The organism is Streptomyces sp. NPDC026500, from assembly GCF_055567635.1.
The window spans coordinates 435,813-452,096 of sequence record NZ_JBVHQB010000004.1; the positions used below are offsets into that span (position 1 = coordinate 435,813).

Below are 16,284 nucleotides of genomic sequence, written 5' to 3' on the forward strand. Positions count from 1 at the left end.
GGGCCCCGGTGACGGCTCAGGGGCAGGCCGCCAGGTCCACGGGCACCCCGTTGAGGACCGCCGTGCCGGACAGCGGGTCGAGCAGCGAGCCGTCGAGGAGCTGGTTGACGTTGACGCCGGGGTCCAGGGCCGCGTGACTCATCCGGGTGCCGGGGCGGTCGTGCCCCCAGCCGTGCGGAAGGCTCACCACGCCGCGCCGTACGGTGTCGGTGACCTCCACGGGGGCGATCACCTCACCTCCGGCGCCCTTGACGCGTACGGCCGACCCGTCGGCGAGCCCCAGCCGGGCCGCGTCGTCGGGGTGGATGTGCAGGGTGCAGCGGTTGGAACCGCCGGTGAGCGCCGGGACGTTGTGCATCCAGCTGTTGTTGGAGCGCAGATGCCGTCGGCCGACGAGGACGATGGCCGACGGGCGTTCGCGGAGCGCGTCCCGAAGGCGCGGCAGGTCGCCGGCGATCGGTTCGGGGAGCAGCTCGATCTTCCCGCTGCGGGTCTTCAGCCGCTGCGGCAGGCAGGAGGCGAGCGGTCCGAGGTCGATTCCGTGCGGATGCGCGAGCAGCTTGTCCAGGGTCAGTCCGTCGGGGCGCGCGCCGAAGCCTTCGCCGTACGGGCCGAGGCGCAGCATCATGTCGAGCCGGCGCTCGGGGCCGTTCTCGCCGGTGAGGGCGGCGGCGAGTTCGCGCGGGTCGCGCCCGTGCACCGGCGACGCGGTGTCCCCGACCGCCTTGCCGAGGGTGCCCTCGATGACCATCGTGTCCACGGCGGACGGGTCGGCGCCGTGCATGCCGGTCGCGGCGAGGACGAGCCGGGCGAGGATCTCGGTCTCCGCCATCCGGCCATCCTCCAGGGGGACGGCGGGGCGGTTGTAGCGGACCTGGTTGCGGACGGCGAGGGTGTTGAACGCGAAGTCGTGGTGCGCGCTCCGGGAAGGCGGAGGCGGCGGCAGCACGACGTGGGCGTGGCGCGAGGTCTCGTTCAGGTACGGGTCGACGCTGACCATGAAGTCCAGCGATTCGAGCGCCTTGTCGAGACGGAGGCCGTCGGGTGCGGACAGGACGGGGTTGGCGGCGACGGCGATGACGGCACGGACCGCGTTGCCGTCCGCGGTCGCGGTGTCGATCTCCTCCGCCAGGGCGGCCAGCGGCAGTTCGCCCTTCGCCTCCGGGTGCCGGCTCACCCGGCTGTGCCAGCGGCCGAGCGCGAAGCCGCGACCGGGGCCCGCCGGACGGGGCGTCCGGTCGGTGGCGGCCATCGGGAAGAGGGCGCCGCCGGGCCGGTCGAGGTTGCCGGTGAGGATGTTGAGCACGTCCACGAGCCAGCTGGCGAGGGTGCCGTGCGGGACGGTGCAGCTGCCGATGCGGCCGTAGACGGCGGCAGTGGGCGCCGCGGCCAGCTCGCGCGCCAGCTCCCGGATGGTGCCGGCGTCCACGTCGCAGGCCGCGCTCGCCGCCTCTGGGGTGAAGTCCCGCAGGGCGTCGGGGAGTTCATCGACTCCCTGGACGTGCGGGGCGAGCGCGCCGAGGTCGACGAGCTTCTCCTCGAAGAGGACGTACGCCATCGCCGCGAGGAGGCTCGCGTCGGTGCCGGGGCGGATGGCCACATGGCGGTCGGCGAGTTTGGCCGTGCGGGTCCGGCGCGGGTCGATGACGGTCAGCGTGCCGCCGCGGGCCCGCAGCGCCCGGAGCTTGCCGGGGAAGTCGGGGGCGGTGCACAGACTCCCGTTGGATTCCAGCGGGTTGGCGCCGATGAGCAGCAGGTGGTCGGTGTGGTCCAGGTCCGGCACGGGGATCGCGTTGGCGTCGCCGTACAGCAGGCCACTCGACACGTGCTTGGGCATCTGGTCGACCGTGGAGGCGGTGAAGACGCTGTGGGTGCGCAGGGCACCGAGCAGGACCTGCGGGTAGAGGGCGCCGGCCATGGTGTGCACGTTCGGGTTGCCGAGGACGACGCCGAGGGCGTGCGGTCCGTACCGCTCGACGACGGAGCGCAGTCCGGCGGCCACCGTGTCGAAGGCCTCCTCCCAGGTGGCCTCCCGCAGTTCGCCGTTCTCGCGGACAAGGGGGGTGCGCAGTCGGTCGGGGTCGCCGTCGGAGGCCCCGAACGAGGCGCCCTTCGGGCAGATGAACCCCTTGCTGAACACGTCGTCGCGGTCACCCCGGGCACCCGTCACCCGGGTGCCCTCGATGGTCAGCGTCAGCCCGCAGGTGGCTTCGCACAGGGGGCAGACGCGCAGGGCGGTTCGGGAGTCGGGGGTGGTGCCGGAGGTGCGGGACACGGGTCCTCCCGGAGGGCGGTGGCTTCGGTGGCACACGGACGCGACCGAGCATACCGACCGGTACGCATGGCGGGGAGGGCCCGCAGGGGGTCACGTCGGAATTCCGCGCGCCGGGTCCCGGGAGGGGACCGGTCAGTCGAGGACCCGCGCCAGATACGCCCGCAGCAGCTCGCGCGTCTCCTCGATGATCCGCTCGTCCCCCTCGGGGGAGACCCGGAAGGCCAGATGGACCAGGGTGTCGGCGGTCTCCACGGCGACCAGGAAGGAGCGGCGGAGATCCTCGTCCGGCTCGCGGTCGAGATAGCCGGAGAGCAGGTCGGTGAGCCGGTCGGCGACCCGGGTGTTGGGCTCGGCGTAGCGGGCGCCGACGGGTATCTGGTTGCCGAAGTCGACGAGGGAGAAGCCCGGCGCGGTGCGCTTCATGGCGAGGTACTCGTCGAGCACCGCGTCCATCGCGGCCCGCCAGCCTCCCCCGCCCGTCTCCCGCAGGCTCAGGGTGACGCGCTCGGCGAAGATCTCCAGGTTGCGCTGGGCGAGAGCGTCGGCCATCGCGCGCTTGTTGCCGAAGAACCGGTAGACGGAGCCGATGGGCACACCGGCCCGCTGAGCCACGGCCCGCGTGCTCAGTCCGTCGTAGCCCACCTCGTCGAGGAGGTCGGCGCAGGCGTCGAGGATTCTGGTCAGTCGTTCTGCGCTGCGCCGCTGTACGGGCGCTCTGCGCAGCGAGGTCGCATGGGGCACGGTCTTCATGATGCCTTTCCGCCGGGGTCCGGTGAACCTCCCCCCTCAGTACGCACCTCGGTGCCGTGACCACTCATCTCGCCTTCGGGACCACCGCCCTTCGCGTGGCCTGCGAAGCAGCCCGGGAGGCCGTCGATGTCGTCGCCTGTGGAGGGGACGCCGCCGAGGTCGCCGCCCCCGTGGTCGCCGCCTCGGGTGTCGCCGATTCCGGGCCGGGCACCGAACCGGAATCGGACGCCGTGATGTCGGCCGTGCTCTCGACGGGCTTGCCGTGGACGGCCCACACGGTGCCGTCGTCGGCGTACAGCCGCGCGGTGACGTGGTGGGTGCCGCGCGGTACGAGGTGCCCGGCCAGGCGGTACTCGGCGGTGCGCAGCCGGGTGACGGTGCGGCCGTCGACGTAGAGGTGGGCGATGCCGCGCCCGGCGACCGGCACGGCTCGCGCGCCCGCGGGCGAGAAGCGGAAGTTGCGGACGGTCAGCCGCACGTCCCAGCCGCCGGCGGAGTCCGGCTGGATCTCGATGGCGACCTCGGGCGCCCCCTTCTTGCCCACCTCGCGGTAGAGCCGTCCCTCCTCGTCCATCTCGTCGAGCAATGTGCCCACGGGCGAGGCCGAGACGGTGACCCCCCGCTCGTGCGCGTCACCGGCGCCGCAGCCCGCGGCTCCGCCGAGCAGCGCGCAGACCGCTAGCGCGACGAGCAGTCCACGCGTCCCTCGCATGTCGGGGAGCGTAGAACAAGGCCCCTTACGGCCGGATCCCCCTGGAGTCGGCTTCTTGGGCCGTGCGGACATCCCTGAGGACAACTCCCGTGGGAATTCCGGCCAACCCCGGAGCCGGCCCCGGACGGTCCCGAACCGGTCCCGAGCCCGCCCCCGAACCGGCCCCACGGCCCCGGCCGCGCGGACATCCGCGCACGGCTCGTGGCCGATCCCGGACGATGCGCCCGGGCTACCCCTTGCGCGGGGCACCACCGAATCCTACGGTGATGCATAGGAATCAGGCGCGAGGGAGCGATCATGAGCGGGGACGCGAGGAAGACGGCCGAGGGGCTGGTCTACCTCTCCGGATTCGGCAACGAACACAGCTCGGAGGCGGTCCCCGGGGCCCTGCCGCACGGCCGCAACGCGCCGCAGCGCGCACCGCTCGGCCTGTACGCGGAACAGCTGAGCGGCTCGGCGTTCACCGAGCCGAGGGCGTCCAACCGGCGCTCGTGGCTGTACCGGATCCGGCCGTCCGCCGCGCACCCCGCGTTCACCCGCACCGACAACGGCACCCTGCGGACGGCGCCCTTCACGGAGTCGGTGCCCGACCCGAACCGGCTGCGCTGGAACCCGCTGCCCGAACCTCCCGCCGGGACGGACTTCCTCGCGGGCCTGTGGACCCTCGGCGGCAATGGCGACGCGGCCCAGCGCACCGGGATCGCGGTCCACCTGTATCACGCCAATTCCTCGATGGAGCGGGTGTTCAGCGACGCCGACGGCGAGCTGCTCATCGTCCCGGAGCGCGGTGGCCTGCTGCTGCGCACCGAGTTCGGGCTGCTGCATGTGGAGCCGGGGCAGGTGGCGCTGATCCCCCGGGGGGTGCGCTTCCGGGTGGATTTGCTGGACCTGGCGCCGGAGGGCGGCCGGAGCCGCGGCGCCCGGGGGTATGTGTGCGAGAACTACGGGGCCCCGTTCCAGCTGCCCGACCTCGGCCCGATCGGCGCCAACGGCCTCGCCAACGCCCGGGACTTCCACGCCCCGGTCGCCGCCTACGAGGACGTCGAGGGCCCGGTCGAGGTGGTGACCAAGTTCTGCGGCAACCTCTGGACGGCGACGTACGACCACTCGCCGCTGGACGTGGTCGCCTGGCACGGCAACCATGTGCCGTACATCTACGACCTGCACCGTTTCAATGTGATCGGCTCCATCAGCTACGACCACCCGGACCCCTCGATCTTCACGGTGCTGACGTCGCCGTCCGACACCCCGGGTCTGGCCGGTGTCGACTTCGTCGTCTTCGCGCCGCGCTGGCTGGTGGGCGAGGACACGTTCCGGCCGCCGTACTTCCACCGGAACGTGATGAGCGAGTACATGGGGCTCATCGAGGGCGCGTACGACGCGAAGGCGGAGGGGTTCGTGCCGGGGGGCGGCTCGCTGCACAACATGATGTCGGCGCACGGACCGGACCAGGAGACCTTCGACCGCGCCAGCGCCGCCGAGCTGAAGCCACAGAAGATCGACGACGGGCTCGCCTTCATGTTCGAGACGCGCTGGCCGGTGACCGCGACGGCCCAGGCGGCGCGGGCCGAGCACCTCCAGCGCGGCTACGACGACGTGTGGCAGGGCCTTGGACGGCACTTCCGCGCGATCGACTGAGGGTTCACCGGCCGTTGCCTTCCACGCCCGCGACCTGTACGGATACCTCGTGACCTCCTTTGCTCCGGACTCGATCGTCCTGAACCGCAAGCTGCCGCTCTGGTATCAGGTGTCGCAGTCCCTGCGTGCCTCGATACTCGGCCGCTCCCCCCAGGACCCGCTGCGGCTGCCCACCGAGGAGCAGCTCGCGGGGCACTACGGGGTGAGCGTGCTGACCATGCGGCAGGCGCTCAAGGAGCTGGAGGTCGAGGGGCTCATCACCCGGCACCGCCGGCGGGGCACGTTCATCGAGCCGAGCGCGCAGCGGGGCGCGCCCGTGCGGCTGCTCGGCTCGGTGGACGCGATCGTGGCCCAGCAGTCGGGCATGACGACCGAGCTGCTGGATCAGGGGAAGGCGCCGGTTTCGGGTGAACTGGCGGAATTCTTCCCGGATGTGGACGAGGTGGCGACGTACCACCGGCTGCGCAGCGACGAGACGACGGGCGAGCCGACGAATCACGCGCGCAACTACCTCCGGCCGGAGCTGGCCGACCGTATCGACCGGGAGGATCTGATCCGCTGGCCGATGACCAAGGTGCTGCGGGACGTGCTCGGAGTCGGCATCAGCCGGATCACCGACACGGTGGAGGCCCGGCTCGCGGACCCGGAGACGGCGCGCCTGCTGCAAGTGCCGCTGCTCAGCCCGATCCTGCGCTACACGGGCATCATCTACGGCAAGGACGGGCAGGCGCTGGACGTGGCGGTCATCCACTACCGGGGCGACCGCTTCTCGTTCACGGTCACCCTCGACGCCCACTGACGATGCCGTACGGGGACGGCGCGCGGCGCCCGCGTCGTACGATGCCGAGCGTGACGCCCGATGCCGCTCCGCTGCTCGCGGACCTCATGCCGTGGTCCGTCGCACCGCCGAGGCTGGGCCGGAGGTGGCCGACGGCCCCCGACGCGGCATCCCTGAAGGCACGCTGGGACGCTCTCGTGCGGGCCGAAGGGGCGGACCGCGAGGCGCTGTTCGGGCCGACCCGGGCGCGCACTACGCAGTCCGCGGTCGCCCAGCTGCCCGGCCAGTCCAGCGGGACGGGCCGCCTGGCGCGGGCGTCGGACCCGTGCCCCGCCCCGGTACGCGTGCTGAGCGCCCCCTTCGACGAGCAGTGGCTGATTCCCGACCACCGGCTGATCGACTCGGCGCGCCCCGAATTGTGGCGGGTGACCGACGAGGACCAGGTGTTCGCGGTCGAGCAGACCTCCGGGCCCGAGGCGTCCGGTCCGGTCCTGCTGGCCGCGTCCGTGCTGCCGCTGAGCGCCGGCCGCGGCGGCCGGGTGCGTCCCCTCTACCGGCGTCCCGGTGGCCGTGAACCGAACCTGGCACCGGGCCTGTTGGAGTTCCTCGGCACCCGTCTCGGTCACTCCCCCGCCCCGGTGGACGTGCTCGCCTGGACGATGGCGGTCGCCCGGCACGGACGGGACGGCTGCCTGGTCCCGCTCACCGCCGACCCCGAAGCGTGGGCGTACGGGGTCGGGTTGGGCCGCCGGATCCTGTGGCTGATGCGTCGCGACGGCGAACGCCCCAAGCTCCCCGGCGGGCGGCGCCCGTACGTCCGCGCGCCGCTGACCACCCTCCCCCACGGACCCCGCCCGGCCGCGGGACCTCTCCTCACCGACCCGTACTACGACCGCGCCGAGGAGTCCCTGCATCTCGGCGAGGGCCGGATCTCGCCCGTGCCGCCCGAGGCCTGGGACTTCGAGGTCGGCGGCGTGCGCGTGCTCGAGCAGTGGTTCGCGGCCAGGACCGGGGCACCCGAGCCGGGGACTCTGGAGGCGATCGGCCCCGCCGGCTGGCCGCAGGCGTGGACGTCCGAACTCCTCGAACTCGTCACGGTGCTCGCGCTGCTCGCGGAACTGCGGCCCCAGCAGGAGGAGTTGGAGCTTCGATCACCGATCACCCGGACCGAACTGCGCACAGCCGGGGTGCTCCCGGTCCCGGACACGGCACGCCGTCCGGCCTCGGTGCTCGACCACCACGAAGAGGGCCCGGAGGGCCAGTTCGCGCTGATCTAGCGCTGCCCCGCCAGGAACACGGGATCGCCCCGTGGACATCCATGCATGACAAAACTATTGCCGAGGGGTCATGATCCACGGCATGCAGCCACAGCCTCTGCCGCTCGAAGGCATCACCGTCATCGCCGTCGAACAAGCCGTCGCCGCGCCCTTCGCCACCCGGCAGCTCGCCGATCTCGGTGCCCGGGTCGTCAAGGTCGAGCGGATCGACGGCGGGGACTTCGCCCGCGGCTACGACACCGCGGCCGGGGGGCTGGCCTCGCATTTCGTGTGGTGCAACCGGGGCAAGGAGTCCGTCGCCCTCGACCTGAAGGACCCGCGCGGGCTGGACGTCGTACGCCGGCTCGTCGCGGACGCGGACGTGTTCGTGCAGAACCTCGCCCAGGGAGCGGCGGCCCGGCTGGGCCTGGACGCGGTGACCCTCTGCGCCGAGCATCCGCGGCTGATCGCCGTGGACATCTCGGGGTACGGGCCGTCCGGGCCGTACGCCGGCAAACGCGCGTACGACATGCTCGTGCAGTGCGAGGCGGGGCTCGTGTCGGTGACGGGGACGCCCGAGCAGCCGGTGAAGGCGGGCATCCCGGCCGCGGACATCGCGGCGGCCATGTACGCGTTCTCGGGGGTCCTCGCGGCCCTGGTGCGGCGCGGCACGACCGGACGCGGGGGCCCGGTGGAGGTGTCGATGCTGGACGCGCTCGCGGAGTGGATGGGACATCCGCTGCACCACGCGATGCACGGCGGGACCCCACCGGAACGCACCGGCCTCGCCCATGCCGTCATCGTTCCCTACGACGTCTATTCGACGGCGGACGGCGGGCGGGTGCTGTTGTCGGTGCAGAATGACCGGGAGTGGCGACGGCTCGCCCAACAGGTTCTGGGACAACCCGAGTTGGCGGACGGTCCGGAGTTCGCGACGAACCCGGCACGGGTGGCGAACCGGGAGCGCGTGGACACGCTGGTGGCGAAGGCGCTGGGCGCACTCGGCGCCGACGAGGCGGTGGCCCGTCTGGAGGCCGCGGGCATCGCCTGCGCACGACTGCGGGACGTGCGGGAGGTGGCGGAGCATCCGCAGCTGGCGGCCAGGAACCGCTGGCGCGAAGTGGACTCACCCGTCGGGCCGCTGCGGGCGCTGCTGCCTCCGATCACGCTGCCGGGCGGGGAGGAGGCGCGCATGGGGGCCGTCCCGCGGCTCGGCGAGCACACAGGGGTGGTGCTGCGGGCGCTGGGCATGACGGACGCGGACGTCGCCGAGCTGCGGCGGGACGGAGTGGTGCGCTGAGCCTCACGGCTCGGTGAAGGGGGTGACCCGCGCTCCGGCTGTGGTGACCACCGGGCGCCGCTACCCGCCGTGGGGATGACGGACGCGGAAGGGCAGCGCTGCGCCGGGTCGGCGGAGCCACCGGAGCGCGGGTCGGGAAAGGCCGGTGCCGACAGCCGCTCAGCGGTCGCCGAACAGCGAACGGCGCAGCCGCCTGAGCGGCGCGAAGAGCGAGACCCGCCGCACGCGCGCACCCCTGGAGCCGCTGTCGTGCGCGGTGTCACGCGCCGTGAGCTCACGCATCAGTGACGTCGCCTCGAGCGTCTCGCGCTGCGGTATGGCAGGGCCACCGAGCACCGCGAGATGACGGTCGAGGCGCGAACTGGTCGCGCTGCTCCCGCACGTGATCGCAGGGACGCGTGCCCTGCTGCGCACTGTTATCTGTTCCATGTCACTCCCCACCCGTACAAGTCCACCCGGCCCGGGCAGACTAACCCTATCGCCCCCTCGTGGCGCTCGTGTATCTCGGCCAAAGGATTCACCTTCCCCGTAAGGGGGTTGACGATTACTCTCCGAATCCAACCGTTTCCAGGGCGAGTTGAACAACCGGCCTGGTAGTGGGCTGCCCTGAGCCCCCGTGAGGTTCGACGGTCACTGCGAGTGACGTCGCGTTCGTATTCAGTCCGTCGGCGACGAGGGGCGTGTCGCCCTCGAAGAGGCCGAGGGAACGCGGTTTCTCGTTGGGGCGCATGAGCCACAGCTGATGGACGCGCCCGCCCGAGGGAGTGCCGAGTCCGCTCAGCGTCACGACGGCGCTCCGCTCCGACGCGGAGGCCACCACTCCGATTCCGCGTCCCCGTGCGTCCCGGTCGGCGGTCGCCCGCGCGTCGGGCGCCGCGAGAACGTGGGCGATCTCACGCGCCTGGGCATGCTCCCGGTCCAGGTCGTCCCGCGCCTGGGTCGCCTGCACGGCGAACAAGGAGGCGACGACGAGTGCCGCGGCGGCCGTGGTGGTGGCGAGCGGGGCGAACAACGGGCGGAGCCGGGGGGCACGCGCACGCGCGGGCTGATGGACCGGCCGGGCGCGGGGCAGGTCCCGGCCGGCCGGTTCCTGAGGTGTCGTCCGTACGGCGGTCAGTACCCGCTCGCGCAGCGCGGCCGGCGGGGACGCCGCCGTGGACCAGGCGAGCCGTACCGCGTCCTCGGTCAACGCTCGCACCTCGTCGGCACAGCGGTCACAGCCCTTCAGATGACGTTCGAAGCGGCGCCGCTCGTCGCTTTCCAGCGCGTCGAGGGCGTAGGGAGCGGCGAGGGAGTGCAGATCGCGGCCCAGCAGTCGGTCGAGGACGCTCATACGGCACCCCTCTCTCTTCCGTGTGGATGGTGGCCGGGCGGGCAGTCGTCGACGTTCACGCGACTCCTCCCAGGCATTCACGCAGGCGGGTGAGCCCGTCGCGCATACGGGTCTTGACAGTGCCGAGGGGCAGGGAGAGCCGCTCGGCGACTTCACGGTAGGTGTAGCCGTCGTAGTAGGCGAGGGTGACGGACTGGCGTTGCAGGGCGGTGAGCCGGTCGAGACAGCGGCGGACCCACTCGCGTTCGAGCCCGGCCTCGACCTCCTCGGCGACCTGGTCGAAAGCGGGGTGGTGGTTGCGCTTCCCCTCGCGCTGCTCGCGTTCGGTGGCCGCGCGGGCGCTGCGCACCCGGTCGACGGCACGGCGGTGCGCGAGGGTGAGGACCCAGGACAGGGCGCTGCCGCGTCCGGGGTCGAACCGCGCGGCGGAGCGCCAGAGTTCGAGCAGGACCTCCTGCGACACCTCCTCGGACTGTGCGGGGTCCCGCACCACGCGGCGCACCAGTCCGAACACCGGCCCGGACACCAGTCCGTACAGCTCCTCGAACGCCTTCTGGTCGCCTCCGGCCACCAGCACCAGTAGTTCGTCAGCCTCCACCCGTCCCCCTCTCCGGCCGTGCACGGCCCGTCCCTTCCCCTACGTCTTCGCAGCGAACCTGTCTACGGATGGGTTACGGATCAGCGAGCCGAAAACGCGTGTCCGCCGCCGCTCAGTTCACGTGGCCGAGGCCGACCGGTTCGAGTGACCGCGACCGACCGGTCCGCGAGGCCGGCTCCGGCCGGTTCGCGGGGCCACCGCCCACCGGTTTCCCGAGACGCAGGCCGACCGGTTTCCCGAGTCGCAGGCCGACCGGTTCGCGGGCCGTCGCCGAAGAAACGGGCCCGCCGATGAAACAAGCGGAGAGAACCGCCGTAAACACGTTTGGGATTCGACCAATCCACCCCGGCGACCGCTCCGAATGGCGTGCGTCAGGCAAGTTGGACAGAGGACGGACGGCATGACACCTATCTCCAGGAGCGGCGTGGGACGCAGGACGCTCGCGACCCTCGTATGTGGTGCGCTGGCCGCCGGGGGGCTCGCAGCCGCCGGCGTGACCGCGCTGGTACCGGGGGCGGCCTCCGCCTCCAGCCACCGGGAGGCCCCGCTGATCTCGGGCACTCCCCAGTACGACAACACGGACGTGTACGCGTTCGTCAGCCCGGACAAGCCCGACACGACGACGATCGTGGCGAACTGGATTCCCTTCGAGGAGCCCGCCGGCGGCCCGAACTTCTACACGTTCGCCGACGACGCCCAGTACGACATTCACATCGACAACGACGGTGACGCACAGGGCGAGTTGATCTACCGCTACACCTTCAAGACGCACCGCAAGAACGGCAACACCTTCCTCTACAACACGGGTCCGGTCACCAGCCTCAACGACCCCGACCTGAACATCACGCAGACGTACGACATCGATCTGCTGCGACTGCACAACCAGAGGCTGGTGTCGCGGACCAAGGTCGCGGACGACGTTCCTGTCGCTCCGTCCAACGTCGGCAAGGCGTCGATGCCGGACTACGCCAAACTGCGCTACCAGGCGGTGTCCAAGATCCCGGGCGGCTCGACGACGTTCGCCGGCCAGGCGGACGACCCGTTCTTCCTGGACCTGCGCGTCTTCGACCTGCTGTACGGCGGGAATCTGACCGAGGTCGGGCGGGACACCCTCAAGGGCTACAACGTCAACTCCATAGCCCTCCAGGTCCCGAACCGCATGATCCGCGAGTCGGCCGGACAGCCGATCGTCGGCATCTGGTCCACCACGCAGCGCAAGGACGCCCGCGGCCGCTACCGGCAGGTCTCCCGCCTCGGCATGCCGCTGGTCAACGAGGTCGTCAACCCGCAGAAGGACAAGGACAAGTTCAACGCGTCCGCGCCCTGGGAAGACGCCCAGTTCCTCAAGAACGTGACCAACCCGGAGCTGCCGAAGCTCATCGAGGGGATCTACAAGATCAAGGCCCCGGCCGAACCCCGCAACGACCTGGTCGACGTGTTCCTTAAGGGCGTGAAGGGCCTCAACCAGCCGCCCCACGTGCGCCCGGCGGAGGAACTGCGCCTCAACACCTCGATCAAGCCGTCCATGCACCCCAAACGGCTCGGTGTGCTCGACGGCGACAACGCGGGCTTCCCGAACGGTCGCCGGCTCACCGACGACGTGATCGACGCCTCGCTCCAGGTCGTCGAGGGTGAACTCGTCGGTTCCAAGAACGACTTGGGCGACGCGGTCGACAAGAACGACAAGAGCTTCGAGAAGTCGTTCCCGTACGTGGCCGAGCCGACCTCGGGTTCGCGCGGCGCGCTCGCCAAGGGCACGACCAGCGGGACCGATGTGCGCAGCCAGCTCGGCGACGCGCTCCAGCCTGCCGGAACCTCCGGCGGCGGGACCGACACCGTGCTGATCGCGGGCTCCGCCGCGGCGGGCGCGGCCGGCATCCTGCTCATCGGTTCCGGTCTGCTGTGGTGGCGCCGACGGATGTACAACCGGGCCTACTGACCCGGCTCACCGACTGGCGCGGCCCGCACGCAATTCACCCCCCACGGTGCGGGCCGCGCCGCCCCCACCCCCACAACGACCGTTCCGCCAAGGACTTTGAGGAGAGGGCATGTCCCCGCGTACGAACGACAACGCGACGCCGGACGCCGAATTGGCCACGCCCGACGAGAGCACCGTGGGGGCCACGCCCGCCGAGAACACCGCGGAAGCAACGCCGGCCGAGGACACCACGGGCACCGTGCCCCGTGAGGACGCCGACGCCGACGCCGACCTCGAAGCCATCGAGGTGCCGGCGCACGACACGGGCACCGCGGAAGCAACGCCCGCCGAGGACACCGGCGAAGTCGCGTCCGACGAGGACACCGGCGAAGCTGCGTCCGCCCCGGACACCGCGACGGCCGCGTCCGCCGAGGACACGGCGACAGTCACATCCGGCGAGGGCACAGCGGACGTCGCGGAGGCGGCCGACGAGCGAGTGGCCGCCGTGCGTCGGCTGTCGCAGTCGCAGCGTCGCTGGCGGGCCGCTCAACTCGGCTTCTGCGCCGCTGCGTTGGCCGTCGCCATGACGGCGGGCGCGGTGGTGCTCGGGGCCTTGCGGGACGGCGCGACGACTCCCGCCGTCGCGGCGGTGTCCAACGGCGTGTCACCTCAGCTGCTCGCGAGCGGCGACCTCGACGCGAGCATCCTCTCCCTCCAGGCCCATCTCCGCACTCAGCCCAAGGACTTCAGCGGCTGGGCGACGCTCGGCCTCGCCTACGTCGAACAGGCCCGCACCAAGGGCGATCCCTCCCGCTATCCGCAGGCACAGGAAGCTCTCACCCGCTCTCTGAAGCTGCGCCCCGACTACGACCCCGCGCTCGCCGGGCGGGCCGCCCTCGCCGCCGCCCGCCACGATTTCGCCGGCGCCCTGAAGTACGCGGACCTCGCACTGAAGCAGAATCCCTACAGCGAGCGCGCGCTGTCCTCCCGTATCGACGCACTCGTCGAACTCGGCCGCTACGACGAGGCGTCGAAGGCGGCCGACCTGGCGGACTCCCGGCGGCCGGGCGTCCCCGTCTTCACCCGGTACGCCTACGTCCATGAGCTGCGGGGCGACGTGAAGACCGCCCGCCGGGTCCTGCAGCAGGCGCTCACGACGGCGACCAGCCGCGGCGACATCTCGTACGTGACGACCGCGCTCGGCCAACTGGCCTGGAGCCAGGGCGAGTACCACTCCGCCCTCACGTACTACGCACGGGCGCTCGCCGCCGACGACAGCTATCTCCCCGCTCTCGAAGGCCGGGCCCGCACCCAGGCCGCGCTGGGCGACCGTGCGGCGGCGATCAAGGGGATGGAGCAGGTCGTACAGCGTTACCCGCTTCCGCAACCCCTCGTCGAACTGGGCGAGTTGTACGAGGCCCGTGGCGGGGCGGGCGACGCGCAGAAGGCCCGCGACCAGTACACGCTGGTGAACGCCTGGATCTCTCTCGCCCACGCCTACGGCGTCAACGCCGACCTGGACACCGCGCTGGCCGCCGCCGACCACGGCGACCACAAGGCCGCGCTGCAGGCGGCCCGCGCCGAGTGGGCCCGCCGGCACACCGTGCACACCGCGGACGCGCTCGGCTGGGCGCTTCATGTGTCGGGCCACGACGCGGAGGCCCTGCCGTACGCGCGCAGGGCCACGGCGACGGGCTACCGCAACGCGTCCTTCCTCTACCACCTCGGCGTCATCGAGCAGGCCACCGGTCACACCGACAAGGCCCGCACCGCGCTGAAGGCGGCCCTGGACCTGAACCCGGGATTCTCGCCGCTGGGCGCCCGCAAGGCGCGTACGGCACTGGAGGCCGCGCAGTGAGGGCGCCTCGGTTCCTCGCCCTCTGCGGCACGATCCTGACGGCGGCCTGCGCACTCGTGCTGGTCCCCTCCGGGCAGGCGAGCGCGCATCCGCTCGGCAACTTCACCGTCAACCGGTACGACGGACTCGTCGCCGCCCCGGGGCAGTTGCGCGTCGATCACGTCGAGGACCTGGCCGAGATCCCCGCCACCCAGGCCAAGCCGGACATCAAGCGGCTCGGTATGACCGACTGGGCCCGGCAGCGGTGCGAGACCGCCGCGCACGGCAGCAAGGTCACCGTCGGCGGGCGGGCGGTGACGCTCACCGCGGGCGCGAGCCGGGCCCACCTGCGGCCGGGGCAGGCCGGACTCAACACCCTGCGCGTGGAGTGCCGGCTGACGGCGCCAATGCCGGGCAGGGGCACGGTCACCGTGGGATTCCACAGCGCGGGCGCCGACCGGGGCCCCGGCTGGCGCGAGATCACCGCCCGCGGTGACCGGATGACGCTCACCTCCTCGGACGTACCGAAGAAGTCGGTGTCGGCGGAGCTGACCGAGTACCCCAAGGCCCTGCTCTCCTCGCCCGCCGACACCGCCACCGCGTCGCTGCGGATCCGTCCCGGCGGCCCCGCCCTCGTCGAGGAGCGGCGTGACGCTCCGGCCGCCTCCGTGCTCCCGCGCGGCGCCGACCGCTGGACCGAGGCCCTGAACAACCTGGTGGCCCGGCACGACCTCACCTTCGGCTTCGCCGCGCTGGCCCTGGTCATCGCCGTCGGCCTGGGTGCGATGCACGCGCTCGCGCCGGGCCACGGCAAGACCCTGATGGCCGCGACGGCGGCGGCGCGCGGGGGCCGGGCCCGGCTGAAGGACGTGCTGCCCCTGGCCGCGTCGGTGACGGTCACTCACACCCTCGGGGTCGTCGCACTCGGCCTGCTGGTCACCGCGGGCTCGGCTGCCACCCCCTCCGTGATCGCCTGGCTCGGCGTGTCCAGCGGTGTCCTGGTCACCGTGGCGGGCACCACGCTCCTGCGGAGGGCCTGGCGCAACCGGCCCTCCGGACTCGGGCACGACCACGGGCACACGCACGACCACGGACATCCGCACGACACGGGCCACACGCACGAACACGCCCATGAATCCGCTCACGGACACGACCACGCGCACGAACACGGCCAGGACCGGGCCGCCCCGGACCATGACCACACCCACGACCACGGACCGGGCCACACGCACGACCACGAGCACACGCCCGCCCCCCAACACACACACGATCACGATCACGGGCATGACCACGATCACGATCACCTGGACGGCCCGCACCGGCACGCCGACCACCCCGCGCGCCCCCTGGTGCTCGCTCACGCCACCGCGTCCGTGACGGCCAGCACCGCGACCGCAACCGCAACCCAACTCCACGACCACCCGCACCCGCACCCGCACCCGCACCCGCACGACCACGACCACGACCACCGCTCGGGCAAGACCCCCCACTCCCCCGCCCTCGAACACACCCACGGCGGCTTCACCCACACCCACGAGATCGCCCCCACCCTCCGTGGGACGATCCTGCTCGGCTTCGCGGGTGGGCTGGTCCCCAGTCCGTCGGCGGTCGTCGTGCTCGTGGGCGCCGCGGCGCTCGGACAGGCCTGGTTCGGCCTTCTTCTCGTTCTCGCGTACGGCGTCGGGCTCGCCCTGACGCTGACGGCGGCCGGGTTCGCCGTCGTCAAGCTCGGCAGCGGCATGAACCGGGCCCTGGCCGGGCGCCGGCGGTGGGCCGAGGGGCGCGTCGTGCTCCTGGTCCGCAGGACCGCACCCCTGGGATCGGCGTTGATCGTCGTAGCCCTTGGGGCTGGATTGGTGCTCAAGGGGGCGGCATCCGTACTCGGCTGA

The 16,284-nt window shown here is 72.2% G+C and carries 13 protein-coding genes; 7 read left to right on the top strand and 6 right to left on the bottom strand.

Features of this window, described 5'->3' with window-relative positions:
- Nucleotides 1-16 precede the first annotated feature (16 nt).
- From ACZ4N5_RS10215 to ACZ4N5_RS10225, 3 genes are all read right to left on the bottom strand, one after another.
- The gene (locus ACZ4N5_RS10215; RefSeq protein ID WP_467756640.1) at nucleotides 17-2,275 is read right to left on the bottom strand and encodes a molybdopterin oxidoreductase family protein; all 2,259 of its coding nucleotides are present in this window, start codon (nucleotides 2,273-2,275) and stop codon (nucleotides 17-19) included.
- 132 nt (nucleotides 2,276-2,407) lie between these two features.
- Nucleotides 2,408-3,025 carry a TetR/AcrR family transcriptional regulator gene (locus ACZ4N5_RS10220; RefSeq protein WP_467756641.1) on the bottom strand — a complete coding sequence of 206 codons (618 nt, stop codon included), beginning with the start codon at nucleotides 3,023-3,025 and terminating at the stop codon, nucleotides 2,408-2,410.
- A 64-nt stretch (nucleotides 3,026-3,089) separates the two neighbouring features.
- Nucleotides 3,090-3,737, bottom strand: coding sequence for a nuclear transport factor 2 family protein (locus tag ACZ4N5_RS10225; protein WP_467756642.1), 648 nt, complete (start codon nucleotides 3,735-3,737; stop codon nucleotides 3,090-3,092).
- Nucleotides 3,738-4,034: 297 nt separating this feature from the next.
- Between ACZ4N5_RS10225 and hmgA the strand changes: the two genes are divergently transcribed.
- From hmgA to ACZ4N5_RS10245, 4 genes are all read left to right on the top strand, one after another.
- Nucleotides 4,035-5,375 carry a homogentisate 1,2-dioxygenase gene (gene hmgA / locus ACZ4N5_RS10230; protein WP_467756643.1) on the top strand — a complete coding sequence of 447 codons (1,341 nt, stop codon included), beginning with the start codon at nucleotides 4,035-4,037 and terminating at the stop codon, nucleotides 5,373-5,375.
- Nucleotides 5,376-5,424: 49 nt separating this feature from the next.
- Nucleotides 5,425-6,174, top strand: coding sequence for a GntR family transcriptional regulator (locus ACZ4N5_RS10235; protein ID WP_467756644.1), 750 nt, complete (start codon nucleotides 5,425-5,427; stop codon nucleotides 6,172-6,174).
- Nucleotides 6,175-6,215: 41 nt separating this feature from the next.
- A complete protein-coding gene (locus tag ACZ4N5_RS10240; protein ID WP_467756645.1) occupies nucleotides 6,216-7,430 on the top strand; it encodes a type ISP restriction/modification enzyme in 1,215 nt (404 codons plus the stop codon).
- 70 nt (nucleotides 7,431-7,500) lie between these two features.
- The gene (locus tag ACZ4N5_RS10245) at nucleotides 7,501-8,709 is read left to right on the top strand and encodes a CaiB/BaiF CoA transferase family protein (RefSeq protein ID WP_467756646.1); all 1,209 of its coding nucleotides are present in this window, start codon (nucleotides 7,501-7,503) and stop codon (nucleotides 8,707-8,709) included.
- 159 nt (nucleotides 8,710-8,868) lie between these two features.
- On the opposite strand, the gene ACZ4N5_RS10250 is transcribed toward ACZ4N5_RS10245, so the two are convergent.
- From ACZ4N5_RS10250 to ACZ4N5_RS10260, 3 genes are all read right to left on the bottom strand, one after another.
- Nucleotides 8,869-9,138, bottom strand: coding sequence for a hypothetical protein (locus ACZ4N5_RS10250; protein ID WP_365876787.1), 270 nt, complete (start codon nucleotides 9,136-9,138; stop codon nucleotides 8,869-8,871).
- A 115-nt stretch (nucleotides 9,139-9,253) separates the two neighbouring features.
- Nucleotides 9,254-10,042: an anti-sigma factor gene (locus ACZ4N5_RS10255; RefSeq protein ID WP_467756647.1), complete on the bottom strand. Its 789-nt coding sequence runs from the start codon at nucleotides 10,040-10,042 to the stop codon at nucleotides 9,254-9,256.
- 55 nt (nucleotides 10,043-10,097) lie between these two features.
- Complete coding sequence (locus tag ACZ4N5_RS10260) at nucleotides 10,098-10,640, bottom strand: sigma-70 family RNA polymerase sigma factor (RefSeq protein WP_467756648.1); 543 nt, start codon at nucleotides 10,638-10,640, stop codon at nucleotides 10,098-10,100.
- 400 nt (nucleotides 10,641-11,040) lie between these two features.
- Here ACZ4N5_RS10260 and ACZ4N5_RS10265 point away from each other — a divergent pair, with 400 nt between their 5' ends.
- The 3 genes from ACZ4N5_RS10265 to ACZ4N5_RS10275 all read left to right on the top strand — a co-directional run bounded on the left by ACZ4N5_RS10265 (nucleotide 11,041) and on the right by ACZ4N5_RS10275 (nucleotide 16,284).
- Nucleotides 11,041-12,579: a DUF4331 domain-containing protein gene (locus tag ACZ4N5_RS10265; RefSeq protein ID WP_467756649.1), complete on the top strand. Its 1,539-nt coding sequence runs from the start codon at nucleotides 11,041-11,043 to the stop codon at nucleotides 12,577-12,579.
- A 109-nt stretch (nucleotides 12,580-12,688) separates the two neighbouring features.
- Nucleotides 12,689-14,416 (top strand): tetratricopeptide repeat protein, encoded by a 1,728-nt coding sequence (locus ACZ4N5_RS10270; protein ID WP_467756650.1) that lies wholly within the window; start codon nucleotides 12,689-12,691, stop codon nucleotides 14,414-14,416.
- Nucleotides 14,413-16,284 (top strand): sulfite exporter TauE/SafE family protein, encoded by a 1,872-nt coding sequence (locus tag ACZ4N5_RS10275; protein WP_467756651.1) that lies wholly within the window; start codon nucleotides 14,413-14,415, stop codon nucleotides 16,282-16,284. The genes ACZ4N5_RS10270 and ACZ4N5_RS10275 overlap by 4 nt, the downstream gene beginning before the upstream one ends.